Origin of the sequence: Cellulomonas sp. URHE0023 (genome assembly GCF_000688475.1) — a bacterium.
GTDB lineage: Bacteria > Actinomycetota > Actinomycetes > Actinomycetales > Cellulomonadaceae > Cellulomonas.
The window spans coordinates 19,631-43,174 of the sequence record NZ_JIAN01000007.1 but is presented as its reverse complement, the minus strand read 5'-3'; the positions used below and the strand labels follow the sequence as shown (position 1 = coordinate 43,174).

The 23,544-nt window shown below is 72.5% G+C and carries 26 protein-coding genes; 21 read left to right on the top strand and 5 right to left on the bottom strand.

From position 1 onward, the window contains the following. The first annotated feature begins 10 nt into the window (after positions 1 to 10). Together N553_RS22690 and N553_RS24355 are read left to right on the top strand one after the other, a co-directional pair. Complete coding sequence (locus N553_RS22690) at positions 11 to 340, top strand: helix-turn-helix transcriptional regulator (protein ID WP_034622433.1); 330 nt, start codon at positions 11 to 13, stop codon at positions 338 to 340. Then, positions 333 to 824 (top strand): SRPBCC family protein, encoded by a 492-nt coding sequence (locus N553_RS24355; protein WP_051640172.1) that lies wholly within the window; start codon positions 333 to 335, stop codon positions 822 to 824. The genes N553_RS22690 and N553_RS24355 overlap by 8 nt, the downstream gene beginning before the upstream one ends. 81 nt (positions 825 to 905) lie before the next feature. Here N553_RS24355 and N553_RS0113260 read toward each other — a convergent pair whose 3' ends face one another. Next, positions 906 to 1,124 (bottom strand): RNA-binding S4 domain-containing protein, encoded by a 219-nt coding sequence (locus tag N553_RS0113260; RefSeq protein ID WP_034622432.1) that lies wholly within the window; start codon positions 1,122 to 1,124, stop codon positions 906 to 908. A gap of 79 nt (positions 1,125 to 1,203) precedes the next feature. Here N553_RS0113260 and hisD point away from each other — a divergent pair, with 79 nt between their 5' ends. The 10 genes from hisD (at position 1,204) to N553_RS0113210 (ending at position 11,631) form a co-directional block, all read left to right on the top strand. Next, positions 1,204 to 2,526 (top strand): histidinol dehydrogenase, encoded by a 1,323-nt coding sequence (gene hisD, locus N553_RS0113255; RefSeq protein ID WP_028046923.1) that lies wholly within the window; start codon positions 1,204 to 1,206, stop codon positions 2,524 to 2,526. A 61-nt stretch (positions 2,527 to 2,587) separates the two neighbouring features. Continuing rightward, complete coding sequence (locus tag N553_RS0113250; protein WP_028046922.1) at positions 2,588 to 3,610, top strand: 3-oxoacyl-ACP synthase III; 1,023 nt, start codon at positions 2,588 to 2,590, stop codon at positions 3,608 to 3,610. Then, on the top strand, positions 3,607 to 6,204 hold the full coding sequence (locus N553_RS0113245; protein WP_231505275.1) for an alpha/beta fold hydrolase: 2,598 nt from the start codon (positions 3,607 to 3,609) through the stop codon (positions 6,202 to 6,204). Before N553_RS0113250 ends, N553_RS0113245 begins: the two co-directional genes overlap by 4 nt. After that, a complete protein-coding gene (locus N553_RS0113240) occupies positions 6,201 to 7,190 on the top strand; it encodes an NAD(P)-dependent oxidoreductase (RefSeq protein ID WP_028046920.1) in 990 nt (329 codons plus the stop codon). Before N553_RS0113245 ends, N553_RS0113240 begins: the two co-directional genes overlap by 4 nt. Positions 7,191 to 7,199: 9 nt before the next feature. Then, a complete protein-coding gene (locus N553_RS0113235; RefSeq protein WP_028046919.1) occupies positions 7,200 to 8,333 on the top strand; it encodes a histidinol-phosphate transaminase in 1,134 nt (377 codons plus the stop codon). Beyond that, positions 8,330 to 8,944, top strand: coding sequence for an imidazoleglycerol-phosphate dehydratase HisB (gene hisB, locus N553_RS0113230; RefSeq protein ID WP_028046918.1), 615 nt, complete (start codon positions 8,330 to 8,332; stop codon positions 8,942 to 8,944). Before N553_RS0113235 ends, hisB begins: the two co-directional genes overlap by 4 nt. A gap of 23 nt (positions 8,945 to 8,967) precedes the next feature. Further along, positions 8,968 to 9,465 carry a hypothetical protein gene (locus N553_RS0113225; RefSeq protein WP_028046917.1) on the top strand — a complete coding sequence of 166 codons (498 nt, stop codon included), beginning with the start codon at positions 8,968 to 8,970 and terminating at the stop codon, positions 9,463 to 9,465. Positions 9,466 to 9,527: 62 nt separating this feature from the next. Further along, positions 9,528 to 10,160 (top strand): hypothetical protein, encoded by a 633-nt coding sequence (locus N553_RS0113220; protein WP_028046916.1) that lies wholly within the window; start codon positions 9,528 to 9,530, stop codon positions 10,158 to 10,160. Continuing rightward, positions 10,157 to 10,897: a bifunctional 1-(5-phosphoribosyl)-5-((5-phosphoribosylamino)methylideneamino)imidazole-4-carboxamide isomerase/phosphoribosylanthranilate isomerase PriA gene (gene priA / locus N553_RS0113215; protein ID WP_028046915.1), complete on the top strand. Its 741-nt coding sequence runs from the start codon at positions 10,157 to 10,159 to the stop codon at positions 10,895 to 10,897. Before N553_RS0113220 ends, priA begins: the two co-directional genes overlap by 4 nt. Before the next feature lie 2 nt (positions 10,898 to 10,899). Beyond that, entirely contained in the window at positions 10,900 to 11,631 is a 732-nt protein-coding gene (locus tag N553_RS0113210; protein ID WP_028046914.1) for an SseB family protein, read from the top strand. Between the two features lie 31 nt (positions 11,632 to 11,662). Here the strand turns inward: N553_RS0113210 and N553_RS22680 are convergent, their stop codons facing one another. The 3 genes from N553_RS22680 to N553_RS0113195 are packed head-to-tail and all read right to left on the bottom strand — an operon-like array spanning position 11,663 to position 13,496. Further along, complete coding sequence (locus N553_RS22680) at positions 11,663 to 12,061, bottom strand: spore germination protein GerW family protein (protein ID WP_051640171.1); 399 nt, start codon at positions 12,059 to 12,061, stop codon at positions 11,663 to 11,665. Positions 12,062 to 12,078: 17 nt separating this feature from the next. Continuing rightward, positions 12,079 to 12,843 carry a S1C family serine protease gene (locus tag N553_RS0113200; protein WP_028046913.1) on the bottom strand — a complete coding sequence of 255 codons (765 nt, stop codon included), beginning with the start codon at positions 12,841 to 12,843 and terminating at the stop codon, positions 12,079 to 12,081. Then, complete coding sequence (locus N553_RS0113195; protein ID WP_231505274.1) at positions 12,840 to 13,496, bottom strand: hypothetical protein; 657 nt, start codon at positions 13,494 to 13,496, stop codon at positions 12,840 to 12,842. Before N553_RS0113195 ends, N553_RS0113200 begins: the two co-directional genes overlap by 4 nt. A gap of 115 nt (positions 13,497 to 13,611) precedes the next feature. Here N553_RS0113195 and N553_RS22675 point away from each other — a divergent pair, with 115 nt between their 5' ends. Beyond that, positions 13,612 to 14,976, top strand: a complete 1,365-nt coding sequence (locus N553_RS22675; protein WP_081844586.1) for an MFS transporter — start codon at positions 13,612 to 13,614, stop codon at positions 14,974 to 14,976. Here N553_RS22675 and N553_RS0113185 read toward each other — a convergent pair. Beyond that, on the bottom strand, positions 14,957 to 15,316 hold the full coding sequence (locus N553_RS0113185; protein ID WP_028046911.1) for a DUF1844 domain-containing protein: 360 nt from the start codon (positions 15,314 to 15,316) through the stop codon (positions 14,957 to 14,959). The two genes, N553_RS22675 and N553_RS0113185, sit on opposite strands and share 20 nt — an antisense overlap. Before the next feature lie 317 nt (positions 15,317 to 15,633). On the opposite strand from N553_RS0113185, the gene infC reads away from it, so the two are divergent. The 8 genes from infC to pheT all read left to right on the top strand — a co-directional run bounded on the left by infC (position 15,634) and on the right by pheT (position 23,340). Further along, positions 15,634 to 16,785 carry a translation initiation factor IF-3 gene (infC, locus tag N553_RS22670; RefSeq protein ID WP_081844584.1) on the top strand — a complete coding sequence of 384 codons (1,152 nt, stop codon included), beginning with the start codon at positions 15,634 to 15,636 and terminating at the stop codon, positions 16,783 to 16,785. 94 nt (positions 16,786 to 16,879) lie between these two features. After that, positions 16,880 to 17,074 carry a 50S ribosomal protein L35 gene (gene rpmI, locus N553_RS0113175; protein ID WP_028046910.1) on the top strand — a complete coding sequence of 65 codons (195 nt, stop codon included), beginning with the start codon at positions 16,880 to 16,882 and terminating at the stop codon, positions 17,072 to 17,074. Positions 17,075 to 17,137: 63 nt separating this feature from the next. Beyond that, positions 17,138 to 17,521, top strand: a complete 384-nt coding sequence (gene rplT / locus N553_RS0113170) for a 50S ribosomal protein L20 (RefSeq protein ID WP_028046909.1) — start codon at positions 17,138 to 17,140, stop codon at positions 17,519 to 17,521. A 168-nt stretch (positions 17,522 to 17,689) separates the two neighbouring features. After that, positions 17,690 to 18,013 carry a hypothetical protein gene (locus N553_RS0113165; RefSeq protein WP_156043840.1) on the top strand — a complete coding sequence of 108 codons (324 nt, stop codon included), beginning with the start codon at positions 17,690 to 17,692 and terminating at the stop codon, positions 18,011 to 18,013. Next, positions 18,010 to 18,870, top strand: a complete 861-nt coding sequence (locus N553_RS0113160; protein WP_051640170.1) for an RNA methyltransferase — start codon at positions 18,010 to 18,012, stop codon at positions 18,868 to 18,870. The genes N553_RS0113165 and N553_RS0113160 overlap by 4 nt, the downstream gene beginning before the upstream one ends. Further along, positions 18,867 to 19,508: an RNA 2',3'-cyclic phosphodiesterase gene (gene thpR, locus N553_RS0113155; RefSeq protein WP_028046906.1), complete on the top strand. Its 642-nt coding sequence runs from the start codon at positions 18,867 to 18,869 to the stop codon at positions 19,506 to 19,508. The genes N553_RS0113160 and thpR overlap by 4 nt, the downstream gene beginning before the upstream one ends. Positions 19,509 to 19,738: 230 nt before the next feature. Further along, entirely contained in the window at positions 19,739 to 20,782 is a 1,044-nt protein-coding gene (locus N553_RS0113150) for a phenylalanine--tRNA ligase subunit alpha (RefSeq protein ID WP_028046905.1), read from the top strand. After that, positions 20,782 to 23,340: a phenylalanine--tRNA ligase subunit beta gene (gene pheT, locus N553_RS0113145; RefSeq protein ID WP_028046904.1), complete on the top strand. Its 2,559-nt coding sequence runs from the start codon at positions 20,782 to 20,784 to the stop codon at positions 23,338 to 23,340. Before N553_RS0113150 ends, pheT begins: the two co-directional genes overlap by 1 nt. The last annotated feature ends 204 nt before the right edge of the window (positions 23,341 to 23,544 follow it).

Sequence of the window (23,544 nt, the reverse complement as noted above, 5' to 3'; positions counted from 1 at the left end):
TATCGGTCCCATGCACACGATGGATGCGCTGGGGGATCCGGTCAGACGACGGCTCGTGGAGATGCTCGCCTCGGGCGAGCGTTCGGCGGGTGACCTCGCTGACGCGGTCGGTGGTGAGTTCGGGATCAGCCAGCCCGCGACGTCTCGCCACCTGCGGGTGCTCCGCGACGCCGGCGTCGTCGAGTCGGTTCCTCGCGGGCAGCGTCGCCTGTACGCGGTGCGACCGGAACCCTTCGACGAGCTCGAGGCATGGGCGCGGGGGATCAAGATGTTCTGGGCCAGCCGGCTCGACGCGCTCGACACAGAGATCGCCCGAGGGAGGCGCGAGACCGATGGCTGATCCGAGGGGTGTGCTGATCCCGGGCGACGACGGTGTCACCGTGCGGTTCGAGCGGGCGTACGCGACGACCCCGGCCGACCTGTGGTCCGCTGTGACCGACCCCGAACGCCTGGCCCGCTGGCTCGGACCGGTGTATCTCGGAGCGGGCCGCCGGTACGAGCTGCGGATGGGCGACGACCTGCCGTCGGTCGAGCAGAATGCGACCGGCGAGGTCCATGAGTGCGACGAGCCGCACCGGCTCGTGCTCACCTGGTCGTTCCCCGGCGAGCAGCCGACGCTCCTCGAGGTCCGGATCCGGGCCGCCGACGACGGTGCCGTCCTGGTCCTGGAGCACCAGGTGCTCACCGAGTCGGCGGCGCGTGGCTACGGCGGCGGCTGGCACGCGACGCTGGACCAGCTCGACGACCACGTCGCCGTCAGGCCGGTGCGGTCGTGGACGGAGCTGTTCGACGCCGCTCTGCCCGCCTATCGCGGCGTCGGCTGACCCAGCCCGGTCAGGTGCTCGGCTGAGCCGTCGTCGACCGGAACCGGCAGGTCGTCGGCACTCGTGCCAGGTCCCGAACCCTCAGGCGACCGTTGCTTCCTTGTAACCGGCGGGCAGGTCGACCTCGACGACGTCTCCCTTGACGAGCTGGCGACCACGACGGGTCTCGTCCTCCCCGTTGACCGTCACCGCGCCGTCCTCGAGCAGCGCCCGGGCGTGCGCACCGGAGTCGGCGAGGTCGGCGAGCTTGAGGAACTGCCCGAGCCGGATGGAGTCGTCGGAGATGGGGACGCTGGTCATGGCACCAGTGTGGCGCAGGGTGTGCCCGCTCGTCGGACGTGGTCAGGCCCCAGATCCGCCTCGGTCATAGACTCGGCTCGTGATCACCCGCATAGACCTGCGAGGTCGCACCCTGACGCGTCGCGAGCTGCTCGACGAGCTCCCGCGGGCCGAGGTCGACGTCGAGCACGCGGCCGAGATCGTCGCGCCGATCCTGGCCGACGTGCGCAAGCGTGGTGCCGCGGAGCTGCGTGACCTGGCCGAACGGTTCGACGGTGTGCGTCCGGTGCACCTGCGGGTGCCCGCAGACGTCATCGCGGCCTCGGTCGGTGCGCTGGACCCGGACGTGCGGGCGGCGCTCGACGAGACGATCCGGCGAGTCAGGCTCGTGCACGCCGCCCAGCGGCCGGCGGACTTCACCGTCGAGGTGGTGCCCGGTGCGCAGGTCCGGCAGCGCTGGGTCCCCGTGCGGCGCGTCGGCCTGTACGTGCCCGGAGGGCTTGCGGTGTACCCGTCGTCGGTCGTGATGAACGTCGTCGCGGCGCAGGAGGCCGGTGTCGGCTCGTTGGCCGTGGCCTCCCCGCCGCAGAAGAACGACGGCGGCCTGCCCGACCCTGTGGTGCTGGCCACGTGCGCGCTGCTGGGCGTCGACGAGGTCTACGCGGTCGGCGGCGCGCAGGCCGTCGCGATGTTCGCCTACGGCGCGGACGGCAGCGAGGACGTGGACGGCGTGGTGCTGTGCGAGCCCGTCGACGTCATCACAGGCCCGGGCAACGTGTACGTCGCGGCCGCCAAGCGGCTCGTGCGCGGCGTGGTGGGGATCGATGCCGAGGCAGGACCGACGGAGATCGCGATCCTCGCGGATGGTTCCGCTGACGCGTCGCACGTCGCCGCCGACCTCGTCTCGCAGGCGGAGCACGACCCGCTCGCGGCTGCTGTCCTGGTCACGCCGTCCGTCGAGCTCGCGGGCTCGGTCGAGGCCAAGCTGGACGCCCGGGTGGAGTCGACCGAGCACCGCACCCGGGTGATGACCGCGCTCAGCGGCAAGCAGTCGGCGATCGTCCTCGTCGACGACCTCGAGCAGGGGCTCGAGGTGGTGAACGCCTACGGCGCGGAGCACCTGGAGATCCAGACGGTCGGCGCCGCCGAGCTTGCCGAACGCGTGACGAGCGCCGGGGCGATCTTCGTCGGTCCGTACTCGCCGGTCTCCCTAGGGGACTACATGGCCGGCTCGAACCACGTCCTGCCCACGGGCGGATGCGCGCACTTCGCCAGCGGGCTCGGTGTGCACTCGTTCCTGCGCGCCGTCCAGGTGATCGAGTACGGCGCGGACGCGCTGGCCGAGATCGCCGACCGCATCGTGGCGCTCGCGGACGCCGAAGGGCTGCCCGCGCACGGCGAGGCGGTGCGAGCGCGATTCTGATCACCCTGCCGTACCGAACCCGTGCCCTGATCCAGTTCCCCTGCAGAAACGAGGACCGCCTGTGACGGGCAACGCGACGTTCCGGCACCGTGACGTCGCGCTGCTCGCCGTGGTCGGCATCGAGGCACCGGTCGTGGTCCCGTCCACGGTGTTCGACGAGCGGCTGGCGCCCACCTTGAAGCGGCTGCACCTGCCGAAGGGACTGCTCTCCCGCGTGGCCGGGGTGCACGAGCGCCGGTGGTGGGACGACAAGATGACGTTCGACGACGCAGCGACGGCGGCGGGTGCCAAGGCACTTGCCGAGGCCGGTATCGACGCAGGCGACGTCGGCCTGCTGATCAACACCTCGGTCACGCGCACGTTCCTCGAGCCGTCGGTCGCGTCGCGGATCCACTCGGGGCTCGGGCTGCCGTCGAGCGCGCTCGGCTTCGACCTGACGAATGCCTGCCTGGGCTTCGTCAACGGCATGACGCTCGCGGCGCAGCTCATCGACGCCGGGCAGGTGCAGTACGCGGTCATCGTCAACGGGGAGGACCCACGGCCGACCCAGGAGGCGACGATCCAACGACTGTCCGGCCCCGACAGCACGCGTGAGCAGTTCCTCGAGGAGTTCGCGACGCTGACGCTCGGTGCGGGCGCGGCGGCTGCGGTCCTAGGCCCCGCCCGGCAGCATCCCGGTGCGCACCGGCTGCTCGGTGGCATCTCGCGGTCAGCCACCCAGCACCACGAGCTGTGCGTCGGTGGCGTCGACGGGATGAAGACCGACCCGGGGGGTCTCCTCGCGGGCGGCCTCGAGCTCGTCGTGGACGCCTGGAACGAGGCCCAGGAGGACTGGGACTGGTCCGGTGTCGACCGCGTCGTCACGCACCAGGTGTCCTCGGTGCACACGCGCTCGATCATCGACGCGATCGCCCTCGACCCCGAGAAGGTCCCGACGACGTTCCCACGCTGGGGCAACGTCGGACCGGCTGCGTTGCCGATGACGCTCGCCGAGCAGGCCGACTCGCTCCGCTCCGGTGACCGGGTCTTGTGCATGGGGGTCGGGTCCGGCCTGCACACGGCCATGGCCGAGATCATCTGGTGACGGTCCGACCCACCCCGACGGTCGCGTTCTCGCCCCCTCGGGCGCTGCTCGACGCCGGAGGCATCGACCCCCGCTGGTCGCGCGTGGTGGACGTCCCGGGCTCCCCGAGCCGCAGCTGGCACCTGCTCGACAACGGCGGGACGCTCGAGGCGGAGCCCGTCGGCACCCTGCTGTGCGTGCACGGCAACCCGACGTGGTCCTACCTCTGGCGCCGGGTCGTCGCGGCAGGTGCCCGGGCAGAGCGGCCATGGCGGGTGATCGCGGTCGACCAGCTCGAGATGGGCTTCTCCGAGCGGACAGGGCAGACGCACCGGCTCGCCGACCGGGTTGCCGACCTGGGAGCGCTGACCGACTCGCTCGGCCTGCAGGGTCCCGTGGTGACCGTAGGCCACGACTGGGGTGGCCTCGTCAGCCTCGGCTGGGCCATCGACCACCCGGATCTGCTGGTGGGCCTGGTGCTCACGAACACGGCGGTGTACCAGCCCGTCGACGAACCGGTACCACCGGTCCTGCGGCTCGCGATGGCGCCGGCCGTCCGACCGCTCGGCACCGTCACGACCCCGGCGTTCCTGGAGACCACGCTGGCGATCGCGCACCCGGGTCTGGATCCCGTGGTCGTCGACGGCTTCCGCGCGCCGTACCGGTCTGCCGCGCGGCGCGACGGGATCGGCGGCTTCGTCGCGGACATCCCTGCGGCCGCCGACCACCCGAGCCGTCCCGAGCTCGAGCGGATCGCCCGGGGCACCGCGCAGCTGGAGGTCCCGGCTCTGCTCCTGTGGGGCCCGCGTGACCCGGTGTTCACGGCGCGCCACCTGCGCGACCTGCGCGAGCGGCTGCCGCACGCCGACGTGCATCGGTTCGAGGGGGCCGGCCACCTCGTGGTGGAGGACCGGGACGTCGCCGGAGCAGTGCTGCGCTGGCTGGATGTGCGCGGACTGGGCGAGGGAGCGGACCAGGTGCCGGCGTCGACAGTCGTCGAGGCGCCCTACCGTCCGCTCGGTGCGACGCTCACCGAGCGGTCCGACGACGACAGCACGGCGATCGTCGAGCTCGGCGCGGATGCGCGTCGGGCCAGCTGGCGGGCCCTCGCGGCCAGGACGGACGAGCTGGCCCGGGGGCTCGCGGCGTACGAGATCGCGGCGGGTGACCGTGTGGCGCTGCTCGTTCCGCCCGGGGTCGACCTGACGGCGATCCTGTACGCGTGCCTGCGGCTGGGGGCCGTCGTCGTCGTCGCCGACGCGGGCCTCGGTGTCCGGGGCCTCACCCGTGCCGTCCGGGCCGCCGAGCCGACCGTCGTGATCGGCATCGAACGCGCCCTGGTCGCGGCGCGCTCGCTGCGCTGGGCGCCCACCCTGATCAGCGCCGGTCCGCTGCGGCCCGGTGTGCGTCGGGCCTTGGGCGTCGCTGCCTCCCTCGACGACGTCGCTGCGCTCGGCCGTTCCTGGGAGGAAGAGCTGCCCTGGCCTGCGCCGGACGAGGACGCGGCGATCTTGTTCACCTCGGGGTCGACCGGACCGGCCAAGGGTGTCGTGTACACGCACCGCAGACTGGCCGCGATCCGGGACGCGGTCGGCACGACCTACGGGATCGGGCCCGACAGCCCGCTCGTCGCAGCGTTCGCGCCGTTCGTGCTCCTCGGACCGGCGCTCGGCGCTCCCAGCGTGAGCCCGGACATGGACGTGACGGCACCCGGGACGCTCACCGCGTCAGCGCTCGCGGAGGCGGTCCGGGCGATCGACGGTGCGGTGGTGTTCGCGTCGCCCGCCGCACTGGCCAACGCGGTCCGAACCGGTGACGGGCTGCGCGAGGCGGACCGCGCGGCACTCGCAGGCGTCCGGCTGTTCCTGTCGGCCGGTGCACCCGTGCGGCCCGGGCTGCTCGAGCAGGCGGTCGCGCTCATGCCGAACGCCCAGGCGCACACGCCCTACGGCATGACCGAGTCGCTGCTGGTCAGCGACGTGTCCCTGGACGAGCTCCGCGCGGTGGGCGGAGGCAACGGGGTCTGCGTCGGGCGACCGGTGGCGGCCGCTCGGTTGGCGATCAGCGCGCTCGCGCCCGACGGTCGGGCCATCGGCGCGCCCTCGACGGCGCCTGGGGTCACGGGTGAGGTACTGGTGTCCGCGCCCCACGTCAAGGAGCGCTACGACGCCCTCTGGCTCACGCAGGAGGCTTCGGCGCGCGATGCCGGCTGGCACCGGACCGGCGACGTCGGGCACCTCGACGCCGAGGGTCGGCTGTGGATCGAGGGCAGGCTCGCGCACGTGCTCGCCACGTCCGCGGGTCCCGTCACGCCGGTGGGGCTCGAGTCGCTGGCGCAGTCGGTCGACGGCGTCCGTGCTGCAGCCGTCGTCGGGGTCGGGCCTGCCGGCACGCAGCAGGTCGTCGTCGTCGTCGAGACCGACGAGCCTGCGACGGTCCTCGCCGAGCCGGTGCTGGCGGAAGCTGTGCGCGACGTGCTGAGGCCGACCCGCGTCGCGGCCGTCCTGGTCACGGCCGCCCTGCCCACCGACGTCCGGCACAACTCGAAGGTCGACCGCACGCGCGTCGGCACCTGGGCCGAGAAGGTGCTCGCCGGGCGGCGGGCGCGTCTGTGACGCGCATCCTGGTCACGGGTGCGAGCGGGATGCTCGGTCGTGGGGTCGCCGCGCGGCTCGTCGCGGACGGGCATGACGTCCGCACCCTGCAGCGTCGTGCGTCCGGCGTCGCGACCGACGTGCGCGGCTCGGTGACCGATCCGGCAGCGGTCGCGGAGGCCGTGCACGATCGGGAGGCCGTCGTCCACCTCGCGGCCAAGGCCGCCATCACAGGGCCGCTCGCCGAGTACGTCGAGGTGAACGTCCGGGGGACCGAGCGCGTCCTGACCGCGGCCGCCGCTGCGGGTGTCAGGCGGTTCGTGCACGTCTCGTCGCCGTCGGTCGCGCACCTCGGGACGTCCCTCGCCGGGGCGGGCGCCGGACCCGCAGACCCCGACCGCGCTCGCGGTCACTATGCGCGGACCAAGGCGGCCGCCGAGCTGATCGCGCTCGCGGCCGACGAGCCCGGCGGCATGCGGGTCGTCGTCGTGCGGCCGCACGTGGTGTGGGGACCCGGGGACACGCAGCTCGTCGGCCGGGTCGTCGACCGCGCCCGGTCGGGGCGCCTGCCTGTGCTCGGCGCAGGCGCCGCGCTGATCGACACCACGTACGTCGACAACGCCGTGGACGCCCTGGTCGCCGCGCTGCACGCCGACGACTCCGCGTGCGGAGAGCCGTACGTGGTCACCAACGGCGAGCCGCGCCCGGTGCTGGAGCTCCTCAGGGGCATCTGCTCCGCCTCCGGTGTCCCGACGCCTCGCCGGCACGTCCCGGCCGCCGCGGCCCGCGCGGTGGGTGGTCTGCTGGACCTGGCCTGGGCGCGTCTGCCGCTGGACGGGGAGCCTCCGCTGACCCGGTTCACGGCCGAGCAGCTCTCGACGGCGCACTGGTTCGACCAGCGCCGAACCCGGGAGGCGCTGGGCTGGACCCCAGCGGTGACCATCGAGGAAGGACTCGTCCGGCTCGCGTCCTGGACCGCCGCGGAGCGCGACACGCGCGTTCCCTAGACTCGGCACGTGACTGCTCAAGCCCGTCCTGCACCCGCTGTGCTCGGCCCGCGGCTCCCGCTGCGCCCCGAGCTGGAGGGGATCTCGCCGTACGGCGCACCGCACCTCGACGTGCCGGTCGTGCTCAACGTCAACGAGAACCCGTACGGCCCGTCGCCCGAGGTCGTCGCCGACATCGCCGCGGCCGTGGCTGAGGTCGCTTCGGGCCTCAACCGCTACCCCGACCGGGACTTCACTGCCCTGCGCACCGAACTCGCCGACTACCTCCTGGTCGAGTCCGGTGTCTCGGTGGAGCCCGCGCAGGTGTGGGCCGCGAACGGGTCCAACGAGGTCATGCTCCACATCCTGCAGGCGTTCGGTGGACCGGACCGGACGGCGCTGTCGTTCGCACCCACCTACTCGATGTACCCGGAGTACGCGCGGGACACCAACACCGCGTGGGTGGCCGGACGCCGCGAGGAGGACTTCGGGCTGGACCCGGACGCCGCGGTCGCCGCGATCGCGCAGCACACCCCGTCGGTGGTCCTGCTGGCCAGCCCCAACAACCCCACCGGCACCGCCCTGCCGGCGAGCACCGTCCTGGCCGTCCTCGATGCTGCGGCGCGCGTGCCGGGCGGGTGCGTGGTCGTCGTCGACGAGGCTTACGGCGAGTTCCGCCGCACCGGGACACCGTCGGCGCTCGAGCTCCTGGCAGACCACCCGCACCTCGCCGTCAGCCGCACGATGTCCAAGGCGTTCGGCCTCGCCGGTGCGCGCGTCGGCTACCTGGCGGCATCGACCGCCTTCGTCGACGCCCTGACCGTGGTCCGGCTGCCGTACCACCTGTCCGCGGTGACGCAGGCGACCGCCCGCGCCGCGCTGCGGCACGCCCCAGAGCTCATGGCGCAGGTCGGGTCGCTGCGCGACGAGCGCGACGCCCTGGTGACCTGGCTGCGCGACCGCGGGCTGACCGTCGCCGACTCCGACGCGAACTTCGTGCTGTTCGGGGTGTTCGACGACCGGCGTGCGATCTGGCAGGGTCTGCTCGACCGAGGCGTCCTGATCCGTGAGGTCGGCCCGGCCGGATGGCTGCGGGTGTCGGTCGGCACCCCGCAGGAGACACAGGCGTTCAAGGACGCCCTGACGGAGGTGGCCTCGCTGTGAGCCCGAAGACGACTGCCCGGACGGCGCGCATCGAGCGTGCGACGAGCGAGTCGAGCGTGCTCGTCGAGCTGGACCTCGACGGGACCGGCCGCACCGACATCTCGACGACCGTCCCGTTCTACGACCACATGCTCACCGCGCTCGGGAAGCACTCGCTGATCGACCTGACCGTCAAGGCGACGGGCGACACCGACATCGACGCGCACCACACGGTCGAGGACGTGGCCATCACGATCGGGCAGGCGCTGCGCGAGGCGCTGGGGGACAAGCGGGGCATCTCCAGGTTCGGGGACGCGACGGTTCCGCTGGACGAGGCGCTCGCGCAGGCGGTCGTCGACGTGTCCGGCCGGCCGTACCTCGTGCACACGGGCGAGCCGCCCGGGCAGGAGTACCACCTGATCGGTGGGCACTTCACCGGTTCCCTGACACGGCACGTGCTCGAGTCGATCGCGCACCACGCAGCGTTCAGCATCCATGTCCGTGTCCTGGCCGGACGCGACCCGCACCACATCGTCGAGGCTCAGTTCAAGGCGCTGGCGCGGGCGCTCCGGTTCGCCGTCGAGCTGGACCCGAGGGTCGACGGGATCCCGTCGACCAAGGGCGCGCTGTGACGCGTCCGGACGGAGGAGGACCTGTGAGCGACGACGAGATTCCCGACGACTTCGTGGTACCCGACGACCTGTCGTCGTTGCTCGAGGGCGGCACCGAGCAGCCCTCGGTGGCTCTGCTCCTGACCCCCGTGGCGGCGGCAGCGCCCCTCGCCGCGACGTGCGTGATCGCGGAGGTCGGCGCCGACGTCGTGCTCTCGGACGTCGGTGCGATCGCGGTCCTGCGCGACCGCTCGGCGTCGCGGGCGGCAGCGTCGGCCGTCTCTCGGCTCCTGCGTCAGCTGCCGATCGTGCTGCTCGAGCGTCGCGAGGGGCAGATCACGGCGACGCGGTGGATGGCCGGCGCGCAGCAGGGGGACGACCTGCCCCCCGGCCTCGTGCTCTCCGACGCGCCCGCGGTGCTCGAGGACCTGCTGCTCGGCTCGGTCGAGGTCGACTCCCTCGACGGTGTCGTGTCCACGGACGGAATCTCGCGCTGGAAGGCGTTGCGCATGATCACGAGCGCGGGCAAGCCGAAGAAGTAGTCGTCCGTCTCGCGGACCGGCACCCCGGCGGACCCTCGTGGGGACGCGGGTACCGTTGCCGGGTGTCCGCTCCTCGCGTCGTCGTGCTCGACCACGGCACAGGTGACTTCGCCGGGTTCGCGGCAGCGCTGGAACGGGCGGGTGCCTCCGTGACGCTGACCGCCGACAAGCGCTCCGCGCTCGACGCGGACGGGCTCGTGGTCGTGGGCGACGGCGACCTGTCCGACCTGATGTCGGGTCTGCGGACCGTCGGCGCCGATCAGGTGATCGACCGCCGGCTCGCAGGTGGCCGTGCGGTGCTCGCGGTGGGTGTCGGCCTGCATGCGATGTTCACCGGGCCCGGCGCCGACGGCCTGGAGGAGTGGCCCGGCACCGTCGAGGAGCACGTGCACGACGGGTGGTCGACGGTCGTCGTCCCCGAGAACTCGGTCCTGTTCGCCGGCCTGCAGGACGCGCCCTTCCGGTTCGCGCACGCGTACGCGGCCCGCAGGTTCCCGCTGCTCGAGTCCTGGCCTGCCGACACCCGGATGAACGCACCGCTGGTCGTCTGGGCGCAGCACGACGACCCGTTCGTCGCCGCGGTCGAGAACGGCCCCCTGACCGCCCTGCAGCTGCGCCCCGAGCTCTCGGGCGATGCGGGTGCCACCGTCCTGACCCGCTGGGTCTCGTCCTTGAGTCTGGAGAAGAACGAATGAGCGATCGCCTCGAGCTGCTGCCCGCCGTCGACGTCGCGGGAGGTCAGGCCGTCCGGCTGACCCAGGGCGCCGCCGGCACGGAGACCGGCTACGGCGACCCGTTGTCGGCCGCGCTCGACTGGCACGCGGGCGGTGCGGAGTGGATCCACCTGGTGGACCTCGACGCCGCCTTCGGCCGCGGGTCCAACTCGGCCCTGCTCGCCGAGGTCACCACCGAGCTGTCGGGCAAGGGCGTCAAGGTCGAGCTGTCGGGCGGCATCCGCGACGACGCCTCGGTGGAGTGGGCGCTGTCGACCGGCGCGACCCGGATGAACCTCGGCACGGCCGCCCTCGAGAACCCGTCGTGGACGGCGCGGATGATCGGGGCCCATGGCGACAAGATCGCGGTCGGCCTGGACGTGCGCGGCACGACCCTGGCGGCTCGCGGCTGGACGAAGGACGGGGGAGACCTCTGGGAGGTGCTCTCCCGGTTGGAGGACGTCGGCTGCGAGCGTTACGTGGTCACGGACGTGACCAAGGACGGCATGCTCAACGGTCCGAACGTCGAGCTGCTCAAGCAGATGTGCGCCAAGACCGACGCCCCGGTCGTCGCGTCCGGCGGCGTGTCGAGCCTCGAGGACATCCGCGTCCTGCGGACGCTCGTGCCGCTCGGCGTCGAGGGCTCCATCGTGGGCAAGGCGCTCTATGCGGGGGCCTTCACGCTGCCCGAGGCTCTGGACGTCGCCGGCAGGCCGTGACGATGGCGGGACGTGAGCTGCCGCCGTCGTCGCCCTTCGCCGGCGACGACGGCGCCGCCGACGACCAGGTCGTTGCGGCCCTCGAGGCCCTGGCTGCCGGGACCGGCTCGGTCGCAGGTGTCGTCGACGCCCTGCACGGGACGCGGGTCCTGGTCCCGGTGCTCGCCGAGGTCGAGGTCGAGGACGTCGTCGTGCACGCCGGCCACGCACACACCGTGGACAAGGAGGCCTCGGCCGGCATCGTGGCCCTGCAGGCGCCCGACGGACGGACGGCGCTGCCGGTCTTCACCTCCGTCGCCACGATGAGCGCGTGGCGCGCGGATGCCCGGCCGGTGCCGTCGGACGTCGCCCGTGCGGCGCTGTCCGCGGTGACCGAGGGCTGGGAGATCCTGGTGGTCGACCCCGGCGGGCCGACCACCGTCCTGCTCCCGAGGCCTGCGGTCTGGGCGCTCGCGCAGCAGCAGCCGTGGCTGCCGGCCGTCGGTCCGGCAGGCGTGGACGCAGAGGTCCGCGAGGCGATCGTCGCGGCGCTCTCCACGGTGCGCGGGGTCGTGGCGGTCGATGCGGTGGCCGGCACGCGTGCGGAGGTCGCGGTCGTCGTGGACCTCGTTCCTGGCCTCGACCGCGTGGGGCTGGACTCGGTGCTCGGCGACGTCAACCGTGCGCTCGGAGGCGTCGAGCTCGTCGCCGCCCGGGTCGACTCGCTCGAGCTCAAGCCGCGCTCCGCTCGCTGACGGGGATCGAACGGCGGGCGCCTGGGAAGTCTTAGCGGCGCTTGACCGCCCACGCCAGCGCGAACACGGTGAGCACGGCGGCCGCGACGAGCTGACCCCCCAGGATCACGCGGTTCACGTCGAGGGTCGGCTGCCAGCGGGTCCCCGTGTCGTCGACGACGAAGACGCCGACCGCCTTGACGTGCGTGGCGTACCCGCCGCCGCCTCCGTGGCCCTCGCTGCCGGCCTTGTCCTCGGCACCGTCCTCGCCGTGGTGGGGCAGTGCCATCTCGCCGCCGCCGGAGCCCGAGCCGGTGGCGCCCCACACGCGCGCCACCGGGATGACAATGGTGCCCGCCCGTTCGTAGGCCTCCCCGAACACGCGTCGCACCGTGAACGACTCGTTGGCGGCGTTCGTCAGGCTCGACGGGTCGAAGCGCTCGGTGGCCATGGTCGTCCTCCGGTGGGTCAGCTCGTGCAGGGAGTCAACGGGGTGAATGCCGTGTCGTCGTCCAGCATGGACCGCAAAGTGCTCACGGGCACCACAAAGCTGTGCCCGTTCTGGTCCTTCGCGTAGACGACCCCGACCACGCGCCCGTCGGCGTCCAGGACCGCCGAGCCGGAGCTGCCCGGCTCGACCGGCGCGTCCGTCACGAGGACCTCGCCGAGGGTCTCGTTCAGGGGATCGGTGTGGCGCGCCACGACGTGCCCGGGGGTCACGGTGAGTGTCCTGCCCAGGGGATAGCCGACGACCGTCACGGCGTCGCCGATGTCGGCGTCTGCATCGGCGAGCGCCGGAGCCGCAGGCAGGGTCTCGGCCGTGCGCACGATCGCGAGGTCCGCCAGTCCCGCCGTGGCCGCTTCGTTCGCCGTCACGTCGCGCCCGTCGTAGGTGCTCACCTGGAGCGTCGACGTGTCGGCGACGACGTGCTTGTTGGTGATGACGGTGTGGTCGTCGATCGCGAAGCCGGACCCCGTCGACAGCGCCCCGCACCCGATGTTGCGGATCCGGACAGCGATCCTCTGCGCGGTGTCGAAGCCGTCGGGTGAGAGGTTGCCGGACGAGCTGGGCGCGGGCGCGGGCGGGATCGACGGCTCGACGAGGGTGGGGACGGGGTCGGGCATCGCCGGCAGCGCGCTGCATCCCGCGAGCAGCCCCATCGCGAGGGCGGCACCGGCGAGTCGTCGGACATCTCCCCGACCAGCCCCTCGACGACGTCCTCGGGTGATCATCGCTTCAGCTCGGCCTGCAGCGAGGTGTTCGCGTCCGTGGCCTGGTCGCACAGCGTCTCGACGTCCCGCTCGAACTGAGCCAGCTGACCCGCGTCGTAGTTCTGTGCCTCTCCGAGGTAGCCGATCAGCTGCTGCTGGCCCGCGATGCAGGCGGCGAGCGCCGTCGCCACCTGGCCCGCCGCCTGGGAGACCCGGGACTGGTAGTCGGCAAGCTCCTGCTGCGTCGCGTTCGTGTCGCCCAGCTGTGCCTTCTCGTTGGCGAGGTCCGTGATCCGCGCCTGCGCCGTGGCGAGCTGGGCGTTGGTCGCGTCGAGCTGTGCCTGCGTGGTCGCGAGCTGGCCCTGGGTGATCGCCAGGTCGTCGGCGCCCTGGTGTGCGAGGCGCTGCCAGTCCGCGCTCGATTCCTCCCAGGCGCGCGTCGTCGCGAACATCCGTGCCAGGAGCAGTCCCGAGCAGACGAGCACGAGCACCAGCACGATGGAGAGCGCGACGACTGCAGCCGGCCGACGCCTGGGCGCGGGGGGAGAGGGCTGCTCCGGCGAGGGAACCTCGGCCCACGCCGGGTCCGGGGACGTCGGCACCGGATCGTTGCTCGGGCTCGGGCTCGGGCTCGGGCTCGGGCTCGGGCTCGGGCTCGGGTCGTCAGGCGGCATCAGCCCAGAATAGGAGCCCAGGCCGTGTGGCCTTGCCCACACGACCGAACCTCGATGTCCGGGTCGTGCCGAAATCGGTCCCGGGGTCACCGGGACGCCCCGCACACTCGTGAGCATGCCCACCACGACCTACGGAGCTGTGCTGCGCCTGCCCGGCGTCGCGCGGCTCTTCGTCGTGTCCTTCATCGCCCGCATCCCGGCGGCGATGATCGGCATCGTCCTCACCCTCCACGTGGTCACGGGGCTCGGCCGTGGCTATGCGCAGGCGGGCGTCGTCGTGGGTGCGGCAACGGTCGGCATGGCGCTCGGGGCGCCGTGGCGCGGTCGGCTCGTCGACCGGTTCGGCCTGCGCCGCGCGATCGCGCCGTCGGTCGTCGTCGAGTCGGCGGTCTGGTTCGCTGCGCCGCACCTCTCGTACGAGGCGCTGATCGCGGCAGTGTTCCTCGGTGGCCTGTTCCTGGTTCCGGTGTTCTCCGTGTCGCGGCAGTCGCTGTCCGTCCTGGTGCCGATCCAGCACCAGCGGCCCGCGTTCGCGCTGGACTCGGTCGCCGTCGAGCTGACCTTCATGCTCTCGCCCGTCATCGGGGTGCTCCTGGCCACGCAGGCGACGACGTCGGTCGCGTTGACCGTCGTCGGATCGCTGACGGTCCTTGCCGGCCTCCTGCTGATGTGGGCGGATCCGCCGACGCGGTCGGTGGCGACGGAACGCGTCGTCGAGGACACCACGCTCGGGCGCCTGCTGACACCTGCGCTGCTCGTGGTGCTGCTCGCCGGGGTCGCAGCCGCGTTCGTCCTCGTCGGCACGGACGTGTCGCTCGTCGCTGCGCTCAACGAGGCAGGACGCCCGCAGGACGTCGGCTGGATGATCGCCCTGTGGGCCGGGGGCTCGGTGATCGGTGGCCTGATCCACGGGACGGCCCGGCGCTCGCCGTCCCCTCTGCTGCTCGTTGCCATCCTCGCGCTGGCCACCCTGCCCGCCGCCGTCGTGCACGGTCAGGCGTGGCTCGCGGTCGCCGTCGTCGTCGCGGGCGTGCCGTGCGCGCCCGCGCTGTCCTCCATCAACGCGACGCTGGTCCGGCTCGTGCCGGAGGGTCGCCGCGGTGAGGTCATGGGGTGGAGCGGGACCATGGCGACCGTCGGCAACGCCCTCGGGGCACCACTGTGCGGTGCCGTGATCGACCGGTCCGCATCCGGTGCGGGATTCCTCACCGCGGCCGTCGTCGGTGGCGGCATCGCCGTGGCCGGCCTGCTGGTCCTGCGGGTCGGCCGGGGCCGTGCGTCGGTCGTGGCGCCCGCGGTCGCGCCCGCCGTCGCGTTCGCGGTCGCCGAGCTTCGGCCCGTCGAGCCGCCACCCCTGCCGCGGTCTGTGTCCGCCGACCCGCACCGCCACTCCGTCCGTCGCGGCATGCGCGTGCGCGCCGGCCACAGGCGGGTGCGCGACACGGCCCGTGCGGGGAGCGTCAGACGACCGAGCCGGTGAACTTCTCGCCGGGTCCGTCGCCCGGCGCGTCGGGGAACGGCGACGCCTCACGGAACGCGAGCTGCAGAGATCGCAGCCCGTCCCGGAGGGACCGTGCGTGCTGGTTGCCGATGTCGGGCGCGGACGCGGTGACCAGTGCGGCGAGCGCCGTGATGAGCTTGCGCGCCTCGTCGAGGTCGAGGTACTCGGCGCCGGCGCCCGAGGGACCGTCCTCGGCGAGCCCGCACTTCACTGCTGCGGCGCTCATGAGGTGGACGGCGGCCGTGGTGATGACCTCGACGGCGGCGACGTCGGCGATGTCCCGGGTTGCGTCGGCTGTGGGGTCGGTGCTCTGCGACATGAGGAGATCGTCTCATCGCGGCCTGACGCTCGGCGCCCGTGCCGTGCGCGGCACGACGCCCGCGCCAGCATGATTGGGAGCGAGCTCGAGGCTCTGGTAGTCTTGACCGCTGACTGACCTGGGCCGCCGATCGTTGGTGTCCCGGGACCACAAGTGGAGTCCTCTCCCACCTTGGCCTCGACAGCTCGATGCGGCAGTACCGCGCGTCGGCGACAGAGACCGGGTCACGGTCCGCACCGGACGGCATGTGCCGCTCCCGGTCGCGTGAGCATGGCTGACGCCGCGCTCGCGTAGCGGATCTGTCGAGGCCTCCTCCTGTGACCAGGACGGGGGCCTTCCTCGTTCCTGGCGGTCCACACCACGAACCTGAGGAGCACCACATCAGCGAGCCCCGCATCAACGATCGGATCCGCGTAGCCGAGGTCCGCCTGGTCGGCCCCAACGGCGAGCAGGTCGGGATCGTGCGCGTGGAGGACGCCCTGCGCCTGGCTCAGGACGCTGACCTCGACCTCGTCGAGGTGGCACCTGACGCTCGTCCGCCCGTCTGCAAGATCATGGACTACGGCAAGTTCAAGTACGAAGCAGACATGAAGGCCCGTGAGGCCCGGCGGAACCAGACCAACACGGTCCTCAAGGAGATCCGCTTCCGGCTGAAGATCGACCCGCACGACTACGGCACCAAGAAGGGCCACGTCGAGCGGTTCCTCACGGCCGGCGACAAGGTCAAGGTCATGATCATGTTCCGTGGCCGCGAGCAGTCACGCCCGGAGATGGGCGTGCGCCTGCTGCAGCGGCTTGCCGACGACGTCTCGGAGCTCGGATTCATCGAGAGCATGCCGAAGCAGGACGGCCGCAACATGGTCATGGTGCTCGGCCCGAACAAGAAGAAGGCCGACCAGAAGCTCGAGCAGCGTCGTGCGGCGCAGGCCGCCGCCCAGCGCGAGGCGAACGCCGCCGCCGCCGCCCAGAAGGCAGCTCCCGCTGCTGCGGAGGCGCCCGTCGAGGCTCCGGCCGCCGTCGAGGCACCGGTCGTCGAGACGCCGGCAGCTGTCGAGGCCCCCGTCGTGGCGACCGCTGCGGCGGATGTCGAGACGGTCGAGGCCGTTGCGCCCGAGGTCGTCGAGACCCCGGCCGCACCGGCCGCTGCTCGGCCGTCCTCCGCACCCCGACCGGCCGCGGCGACGCGTCCGGCAGCGTCGGCGCCGCGTCCGGCCACGTCGGCCCCACGTCCGGCTGCTGCACCGCGTCCCGCGGCCGCCGCACGCCCGAGCACGACCTCGGCCCCCAAGCCGACCACGACCGCCGCTCCGTCGCCCGCAACGCCGAGCCCCGCCTCCGCGGGCTCGACGGCGGCCGCGAAGTCGGCCACGCCGAAGCCGACCGGCACGCCGCGCCCCGCGCCGCGTCCCGGCCCGGCCGCCCCGGCAAAGGCACAGACCAGCACGAAGGCCTCGGAAGAGGCCAGCTGAACCCGAACGAACGGACGGGCTGACCCACCGGTCGGACCGCACCAGACGAGTCGCACGATCCCGTGCGATGTAACGACAAGGAGACACGGCAGCCATGCCGAAGAACAAGACGCACTCCGGTGCCAAGAAGCGCTTCCGGGTCACCGGGACCGGCAAGGTCATGCGTGAGCAGGCCGGCGGTCGCCACCTGCTCGAGCACAAGTCGAGCCGTCGCACCCGCCGCATCGCCGGCGACCTCGTCGTCTCTCCTGCCGACGCCCCCCGCATCAAGAAGCTGCTCGGTAAGTGATCGCGGGGGCGCACCAGCGCCCCGGTCACCCATCCCGAGCCTGAGACCAGCAAGGAGCATCACGTGGCACGCGTGAAGCGGGCGGTAAACGCCCAGAAGAAGCGCCGGACAACCCTCGAGCGCGCCAGCGGTTACCGCGGGCAGCGTTCGCGCCTCTACCGCAAGGCGAAGGAGCAGGTCACCCACTCCCTCGTCTACTCCTACCGTGACCGCAAGGTCCGCAAGCAGGACTTCCGCAAGCTGTGGATCCAGCGGATCAACGCTGCGGCGCGCGAGCAGGGCCTGACCTACAACCGCCTGATCCAGGGGTTGAAGCTCGCGGGCATCGAGGTGGACCGCCGCGTGCTGGCCGACCTCGCCGTGAACGACGCCGCGACGTTCAACACGCTCGTGGCCGCCGCCAAGGCTGCCCTGCCCGAGGACGTCAACGCGCCGAAGGCTGCGTGACCCTCGTTCGCTGAGCCCGCCCGCCCAGAGCTCCCTCACCGGAGCCGGGCGGCGGGTCGGTGTACCCGAAGCCCCCGAGGTCCTCGAGACCGCCGGGGGCTTCGTCGTCCCCGACGGGCGCCTGTGGCCGGGCCTCGGCACTCCTGCGGTCTAGGACATGCTTCACACATGAACGATCCAGTGGCCATCTCGGTGGGCGATGTTCGTGACGTCGTGAACCGCATCCTCGACGCGATCGAGCGCGACTCGGGCCCGTCCGTCGAGGTCGGCGTCGACTACTACTGGCATCTCGGCGCGGAGCGCTTGTTCGACGTCGACCACGACGGTTTGGAGCCGACGATTGGCCAGGTCTCCGACGACGTCGAGACACTGCGCCAGTTCCTGGCTCCCGGCGGGGAGGCGATCGACCAGATCTGGCATCTGACCGATCACCTCGTGGGTGCGTTGCGAGCCTTGGGGCATGCCCGGGGGGCCACGTGGGTAGAGGCATGATTGCCCCCGTGGCTGACGAGCGGGCGTTCCGGCATGGATCGGATCATGTCTTGAGCAATCCCCGCGCAGAGCGGGTCAAGGCTGTCCGGGCGCTGAGCGAGCGGGCCGTGCGCAAGCGGGCCGGGCGGTTCCTCGTGGAGGGGCCGCAGTCCGTCCGCGAGGCGGTGCTGGCCGGCGCCGACGTGCAGGACGTCTACGTCACGGCTGAGTCGGCGCAGCGGTATCCCGAGATCGTCGTCGGCGCCCAGGATCGGGGCATCCGGGTGTCGGTCGGAACCGTCGAGGTCCTCGATGCCATGAGCGCGGACGGTCAGCAGGTCGTGGCGGTCGCGGCGCTCACCACACACAACCTGCGCGAGCTCGTCGACCCTCGGCTCGTCGCGGTCCTCGCGAACGTTCGCGACCCCGGGAACGCGGGCACGGTGATCCGCGCCGCGGACGCGGCCGGAGCGGACGCTGCGGTTCTCACCAGCGAGAGCGTGGACGTCCACAACCCCAAGGTCGTCCGGTCGACCGCCGGCTCGCTGTTCCACCTTCCGGTGGTCACCGGCGTGGACCTCGCGGCGACGCTCCACGAGCTCCGCTCGGCCGGGATGCTGGTCCTGGCGGCGGACGGCGCCGGCACTTTCGACCTCGACGACCTGCTCGACGTGGCGGGTTCCACGCAGGACGGCGTGCCGGACCTGAGCCGACCAACCGTGTGGCTGTTCGGCAACGAGGCGTGGGGGCTCCGCGACGAGGACCGTGCGCTGGCCGACGCCGTGGTGCGCGTGCCCATCCGGGGTCGCGCCGAGTCGCTGAATCTCGCGACCGCCGCGACTGTCTGCCTGTACGCGAGCTCTCGGGCGCACCGATGAGGCTCTTCGCGGCGGTCTGGCCTCCGGAGCATGTGCTCGACCACCTCGACGTCGCGCTGGGCGCCGTCCGCGGTGCGCCGTCGGGTCTGTCGCAGGCGGTCCGCTGGTCGGCCCGCGAGACGTGGCACCTGACCACCGCGTTCTACGGCGAACGTCCCGACGGTGCGGTGCCGGGTCTTGCCGCGGAGCTGGCTGAGCTGGCGGCAGGTATCGAGCCGTACGAGCTGGCGCTGCGCGGCGCGGGAGTCTTCTCGCACCGGACGCTCTGGGTCGGCGTCGGTGGCGACGTCGATGCCCAGCGCGCAGTGAGCGTCGGCTGCATCGAGGCAGGCGGTGTCCCGGACCATCGCGCGCGCGAGCGTTCACACCTGACGGTCGGCCGGGTGCGTCCGGGCAAGGGGCCGCCGCGACGGGGGTCGAGGACGAACGGACGCGGCCGTCCCGGACCCGATCCGGAGCACGAGATGGATGTGGCGGCGGGCATCGTGCGGGCGCTCGCCGTGTACGAGGGTCCGCGCTGGGAGGTGGGGGAGATCCTGCTGATGTCGTCCCAGCCGGGTGCCGGTCGTGGGGGCGGGCCCCTCTACGAGGTCGTCGAGCGATTCGCGTTGGGCACGCGTGGCAGGATGGCTCCATGACAGCGCGTGCGGAGGCGGCCGGTGGTCGCCGATTTCCCCGGCCCGTTCCCGGGCCGCGTCGCTGACGTGCACTGAGCAGGCTGTCCATCGCTGGACGGGCCGCTCACCCCGGATCGGGCGCCTCTAGACTTGTCCGCCGGCCCGGTCGCGCTCGCGTCCCGGCCGACAGCCGTGCCGGTTGACCGCCGTGCAGCATGCCCGGCTGCCACAGACCACCTTGGAAGGTCAGGATGTCCGACGACACCGCCCTGTCCCCGCTCGATGCGTCCGGCATCGACTCTGCCGTGGAGGCCGCGCTCAAGGCCCTCGACGCCGCGTCGGACCTGGACGCACTCAAGACCGCCCGCCTCGAGCACGTGGGGGAGCGCAGCCCGATCGCACTGGCGAACCGTGCCATCGGCGGGCTCGAGCCCGCCGACAAGGCGACCGCGGGCAAGCTGCTCGGGCAGGCCAAGGCGCGCCTCGGACGTGCGCTGGCCGACCGGCAGGCCGAGCTCGAGGCCGAACGTGATGCGCGCGTCCTCGTCGAGGAGACCGTCGACGTCACGCTGCCCAGCGACCGCCGTTCCCGGGGAGCCCGGCACCCGCTCGAGGCGCTGTCCGAGCGAATCGCGGACATCTTCGTCGCGATGGGCTGGGAGATCGCCGAGGGTCCCGAGGTCGAGTCCGAGTGGTTCAACTTCGACGCGCTGAACTTCGGCGTCGACCACCCGGCGCGCCAGATGCAGGACACGTTCTTCGTCGACACCCCCGGACTCGTGCTCAGGACCCACACCTCGCCCGTGCAGGCGCGCACGCTCCTGGAGCGCGACCTGCCGGTCTACATCGCGTGCCCGGGCAAGGTGTTCCGCACCGACGAGCTCGACGCGACGCACACGCCCGTGTTCCACCAGGTCGAAGGCCTCGCCGTGGACAAGGGCCTCACGATGGCGAACCTCAAGGGCACCCTCGACCACTTCGCGCAGGCCATCTTCGGTCCTGAGGCCCGCACGCGTCTTCGACCGTCGTTCTTCCCGTTCACCGAGCCGAGCGCGGAGATGGACCTCTGGTTCCCGCAGAAGAAGGGCGGCGCCGGCTGGATCGAGTGGGGCGGCTGCGGCATGGTCAACCCCAACGTGCTGCGCGCCTGCGGCATCGACCCGGACGTCTACTCGGGCTTCGCCTTCGGCATGGGGATCGAGCGCACCTTGATGCTGCGGCACGGGATCGCGGACATGCACGACATGGTGGAGGGCGACATCCGCTTCTCCGCCCAGTTCGGGACGGAGATCTGATGCCCCGCATCCCTTTGACGTGGCTCGCCGAGCACGTCGAGACCCCGGCGGACCTCACCGCCGAGCGGCTGGCCGCCGACCTGGTGCGCGTGGGGCTGGAGGAGGAGGCGATCCTCCCGGCGGCCGTGTCTGGTCCGCTCGTCGTCGGGCTCGTCGTCGAGCGGACTCCTGAGGAGCAGAAGAACGGCAAGACCATCAACTGGTGCCGGGTCGAGGTCGGGCCCGAGCACAACGAGCCCGGGGGCGCCCCCCGGGGGATCGTCTGCGGCGCGCACAACTTCGACGTCGGCGACTCGGTCGTCGTCGCGCTGCCGGGTGCCGTGCTGCCCGGACCGTTCCCGATCGCGTCGCGCAAGACGTACGGGCACGTGTCCGACGGGATGATCTGCTCCCAGCGCGAGCTGGGACTGGGGGAGGACCACGCCGGCATCATCGTGCTGTCGCGGCTCGGCATCGAGGCCGCCCCGGGCGCCGACGCACGTGAGCTGCTCGGGCTCGGCGAGGAGGTCCTCGAGATCAACGTGACGCCCGACCGCGGGTACTGCTTCTCGATGCGCGGCGTCGCCCGCGAGTACAGCCTGTCCACCGGCGCGCGCTTCACGGACCACGGTCTTCCGACGAGCCCCCTGCCCACGGCAGGCGGCGGCTTCGCCGTCGAGATCGACGACTCCGCCCCCATCAACGGGGTGCCCGGAGCCGACAGGTTCGTCGCGCAGGTCGTCCGCGGCGTGCGAGCCAACGACGCGTCGCCGCGCTGGATGCAGCAGCGACTGCAGCAGGCCGGTATGCGTCCGATCAGCCTCGCCGTCGATGTCACCAACTACGTGATGCTCGACCTCGGGCAGCCGCTGCACGCGTACGACCTCGCCAAGGTCGCGGCGCCGATCGTCGTGCGTCGTGCCGTCGCGGGGGAGAAGATCCGCACCCTGGACGACGTCGTTCGTGTGCTCGACCCCGAGGACCTGCTCATCACGGACAGCCCGGCCGGTGAGCGAGCGTCGCGCCTGCTCGGGCTCGCGGGCGTGATGGGCGGAGGGGACAGCGAGGTCGGCCCCGACACGACGGACCTGCTCATCGAGGCGGCGCACTTCGACCCGATCACGGTGGCGCGCACCGCGCGTCGCCACAAGCTGCCGTCCGAGGCCGCCAAGCGGTTCGAGCGCGGTGCCGATCCGCAGCTGCCTCGGGTGGCCGTCGCGCGCGTCGTCGCGCTGCTCGCCGAGTATGGCGGCGGTGTCGCTGACGCCGAGGTGACGGACGTGGACGACGTGGCGCCCGCGCCGTCGTTCGTGCTCCCGCTGGACCTGCCCGCGCGGCTGGTGGGGGTCGAGTACACCGCCGACCAGGTGCGCGCCGTGCTCACGTCGATCGGCTGCCTGGTCGAGCCCGAGTCGGACGGTGCCGTGCGGGTCACGCCGCCTTCCTGGCGGCCCGACCTCCTGGTCCCGGTCGACCTGGTCGAGGAGGTCGCGCGACTGCACGGCTACGAGCAGATCCCGTCGATCCTGCCCGCAGCACCCGGTGGTCGCGGCCTGACAGAGAAGCAGCGTTCGCGGCGGTCGGTTGCGCGCGCACTGGCCGAGTCTGGACTGGTCGAGGTGCTCACGTACCCGTTCATCGGTACTGACCAGCTCGACGCGCTCGGCCTGCCCGCCGACGACGCCCGTCGGCGCGCGGTGCGTCTCGTCAACCCGCTGTCCGACGAGCAGCCGTTCATGCGCACGAACCTGCTGGTCACACTCCTGGATGCCGCTCGGCGGAACGTCGGACGTGGTGCGACGGACGTGGCGATCTTCGAGATCGGGCTGGTCACGCGTCCGGTCGTCGGCGCTCCCGCGGCACCGCGGCTTCCCGGCGGCGTGCGGCCGTCCGACGCTGAGCTGGCGGCGATCGATGCCGCGGTCCCGCCGCAGCCGCGCCGCGTGGCCGGGGTGCTGGCCGGGGCCCGCGAGCCGTCCGGCTGGTGGGGCGCCGGGCGTCGGGTCGACCACCTCGACGCGATCGCGTCCGCGCGCCTCGTCGCTGAGGTGCTCGGGGTCGAGCTCACGGTCACCGCCGACACCGACCACATGCCGTGGCACCCCGGCCGCTGCGCCCGTCTGACGGTCGACGGCGTGCTCGTCGGGCACGCCGGGGAGCTGCACCCGAACGTCGTGGCCGCACACGGGCTGCCGGCCCGGGCCGTCGCGTTCGAGGTCGATCTCGACGCCCTGCTCGCTGCTGCACCGGCCGAGCCGTACCAGGCCCGGGCGGTCTCCACGTTCCCCGTGGCCAAGGAGGACATCGCCCTCGTCGTCAGCGCGCAGGTCCCTGCCGCGGAGGTGCTCGACGCTGTCCGGGTCGGTGCGGCGGCGTCCCCCGCAGGCGATGTGGTCGAGGAGATCCGGTTGTTCGACGTCTACGAAGGGGAGCAGGTGGGCACCGGAAACACGTCGCTCGCCTTCGCCCTGCGGCTGCGCGCGGACGACCGGACGCTCACCGCGGAGGAGACGGCCGGAGTGCGTGAGGCTGTGGTCGCCGAGGCGAACCGGAGGTTCGGAGCGACGCTTCGCGCGTGAGTCGAGCGTCCGGCACGTAGCCGGGGGCCGAGCGACGGAAAGCGGTGTCTCGGGCCGCCCTCTGGGTGCGCTCGCCGAGTCACCGAGAGCATGGGACGAATTTACCGAATGGTTACTCCCCAGTAGTTGCGACCTTTCGGACATTCCCCCATGGTGGGGCTGGCCGGCGACGAGCCGCCGAGGCCCCGACGAAGGAGACGTCCC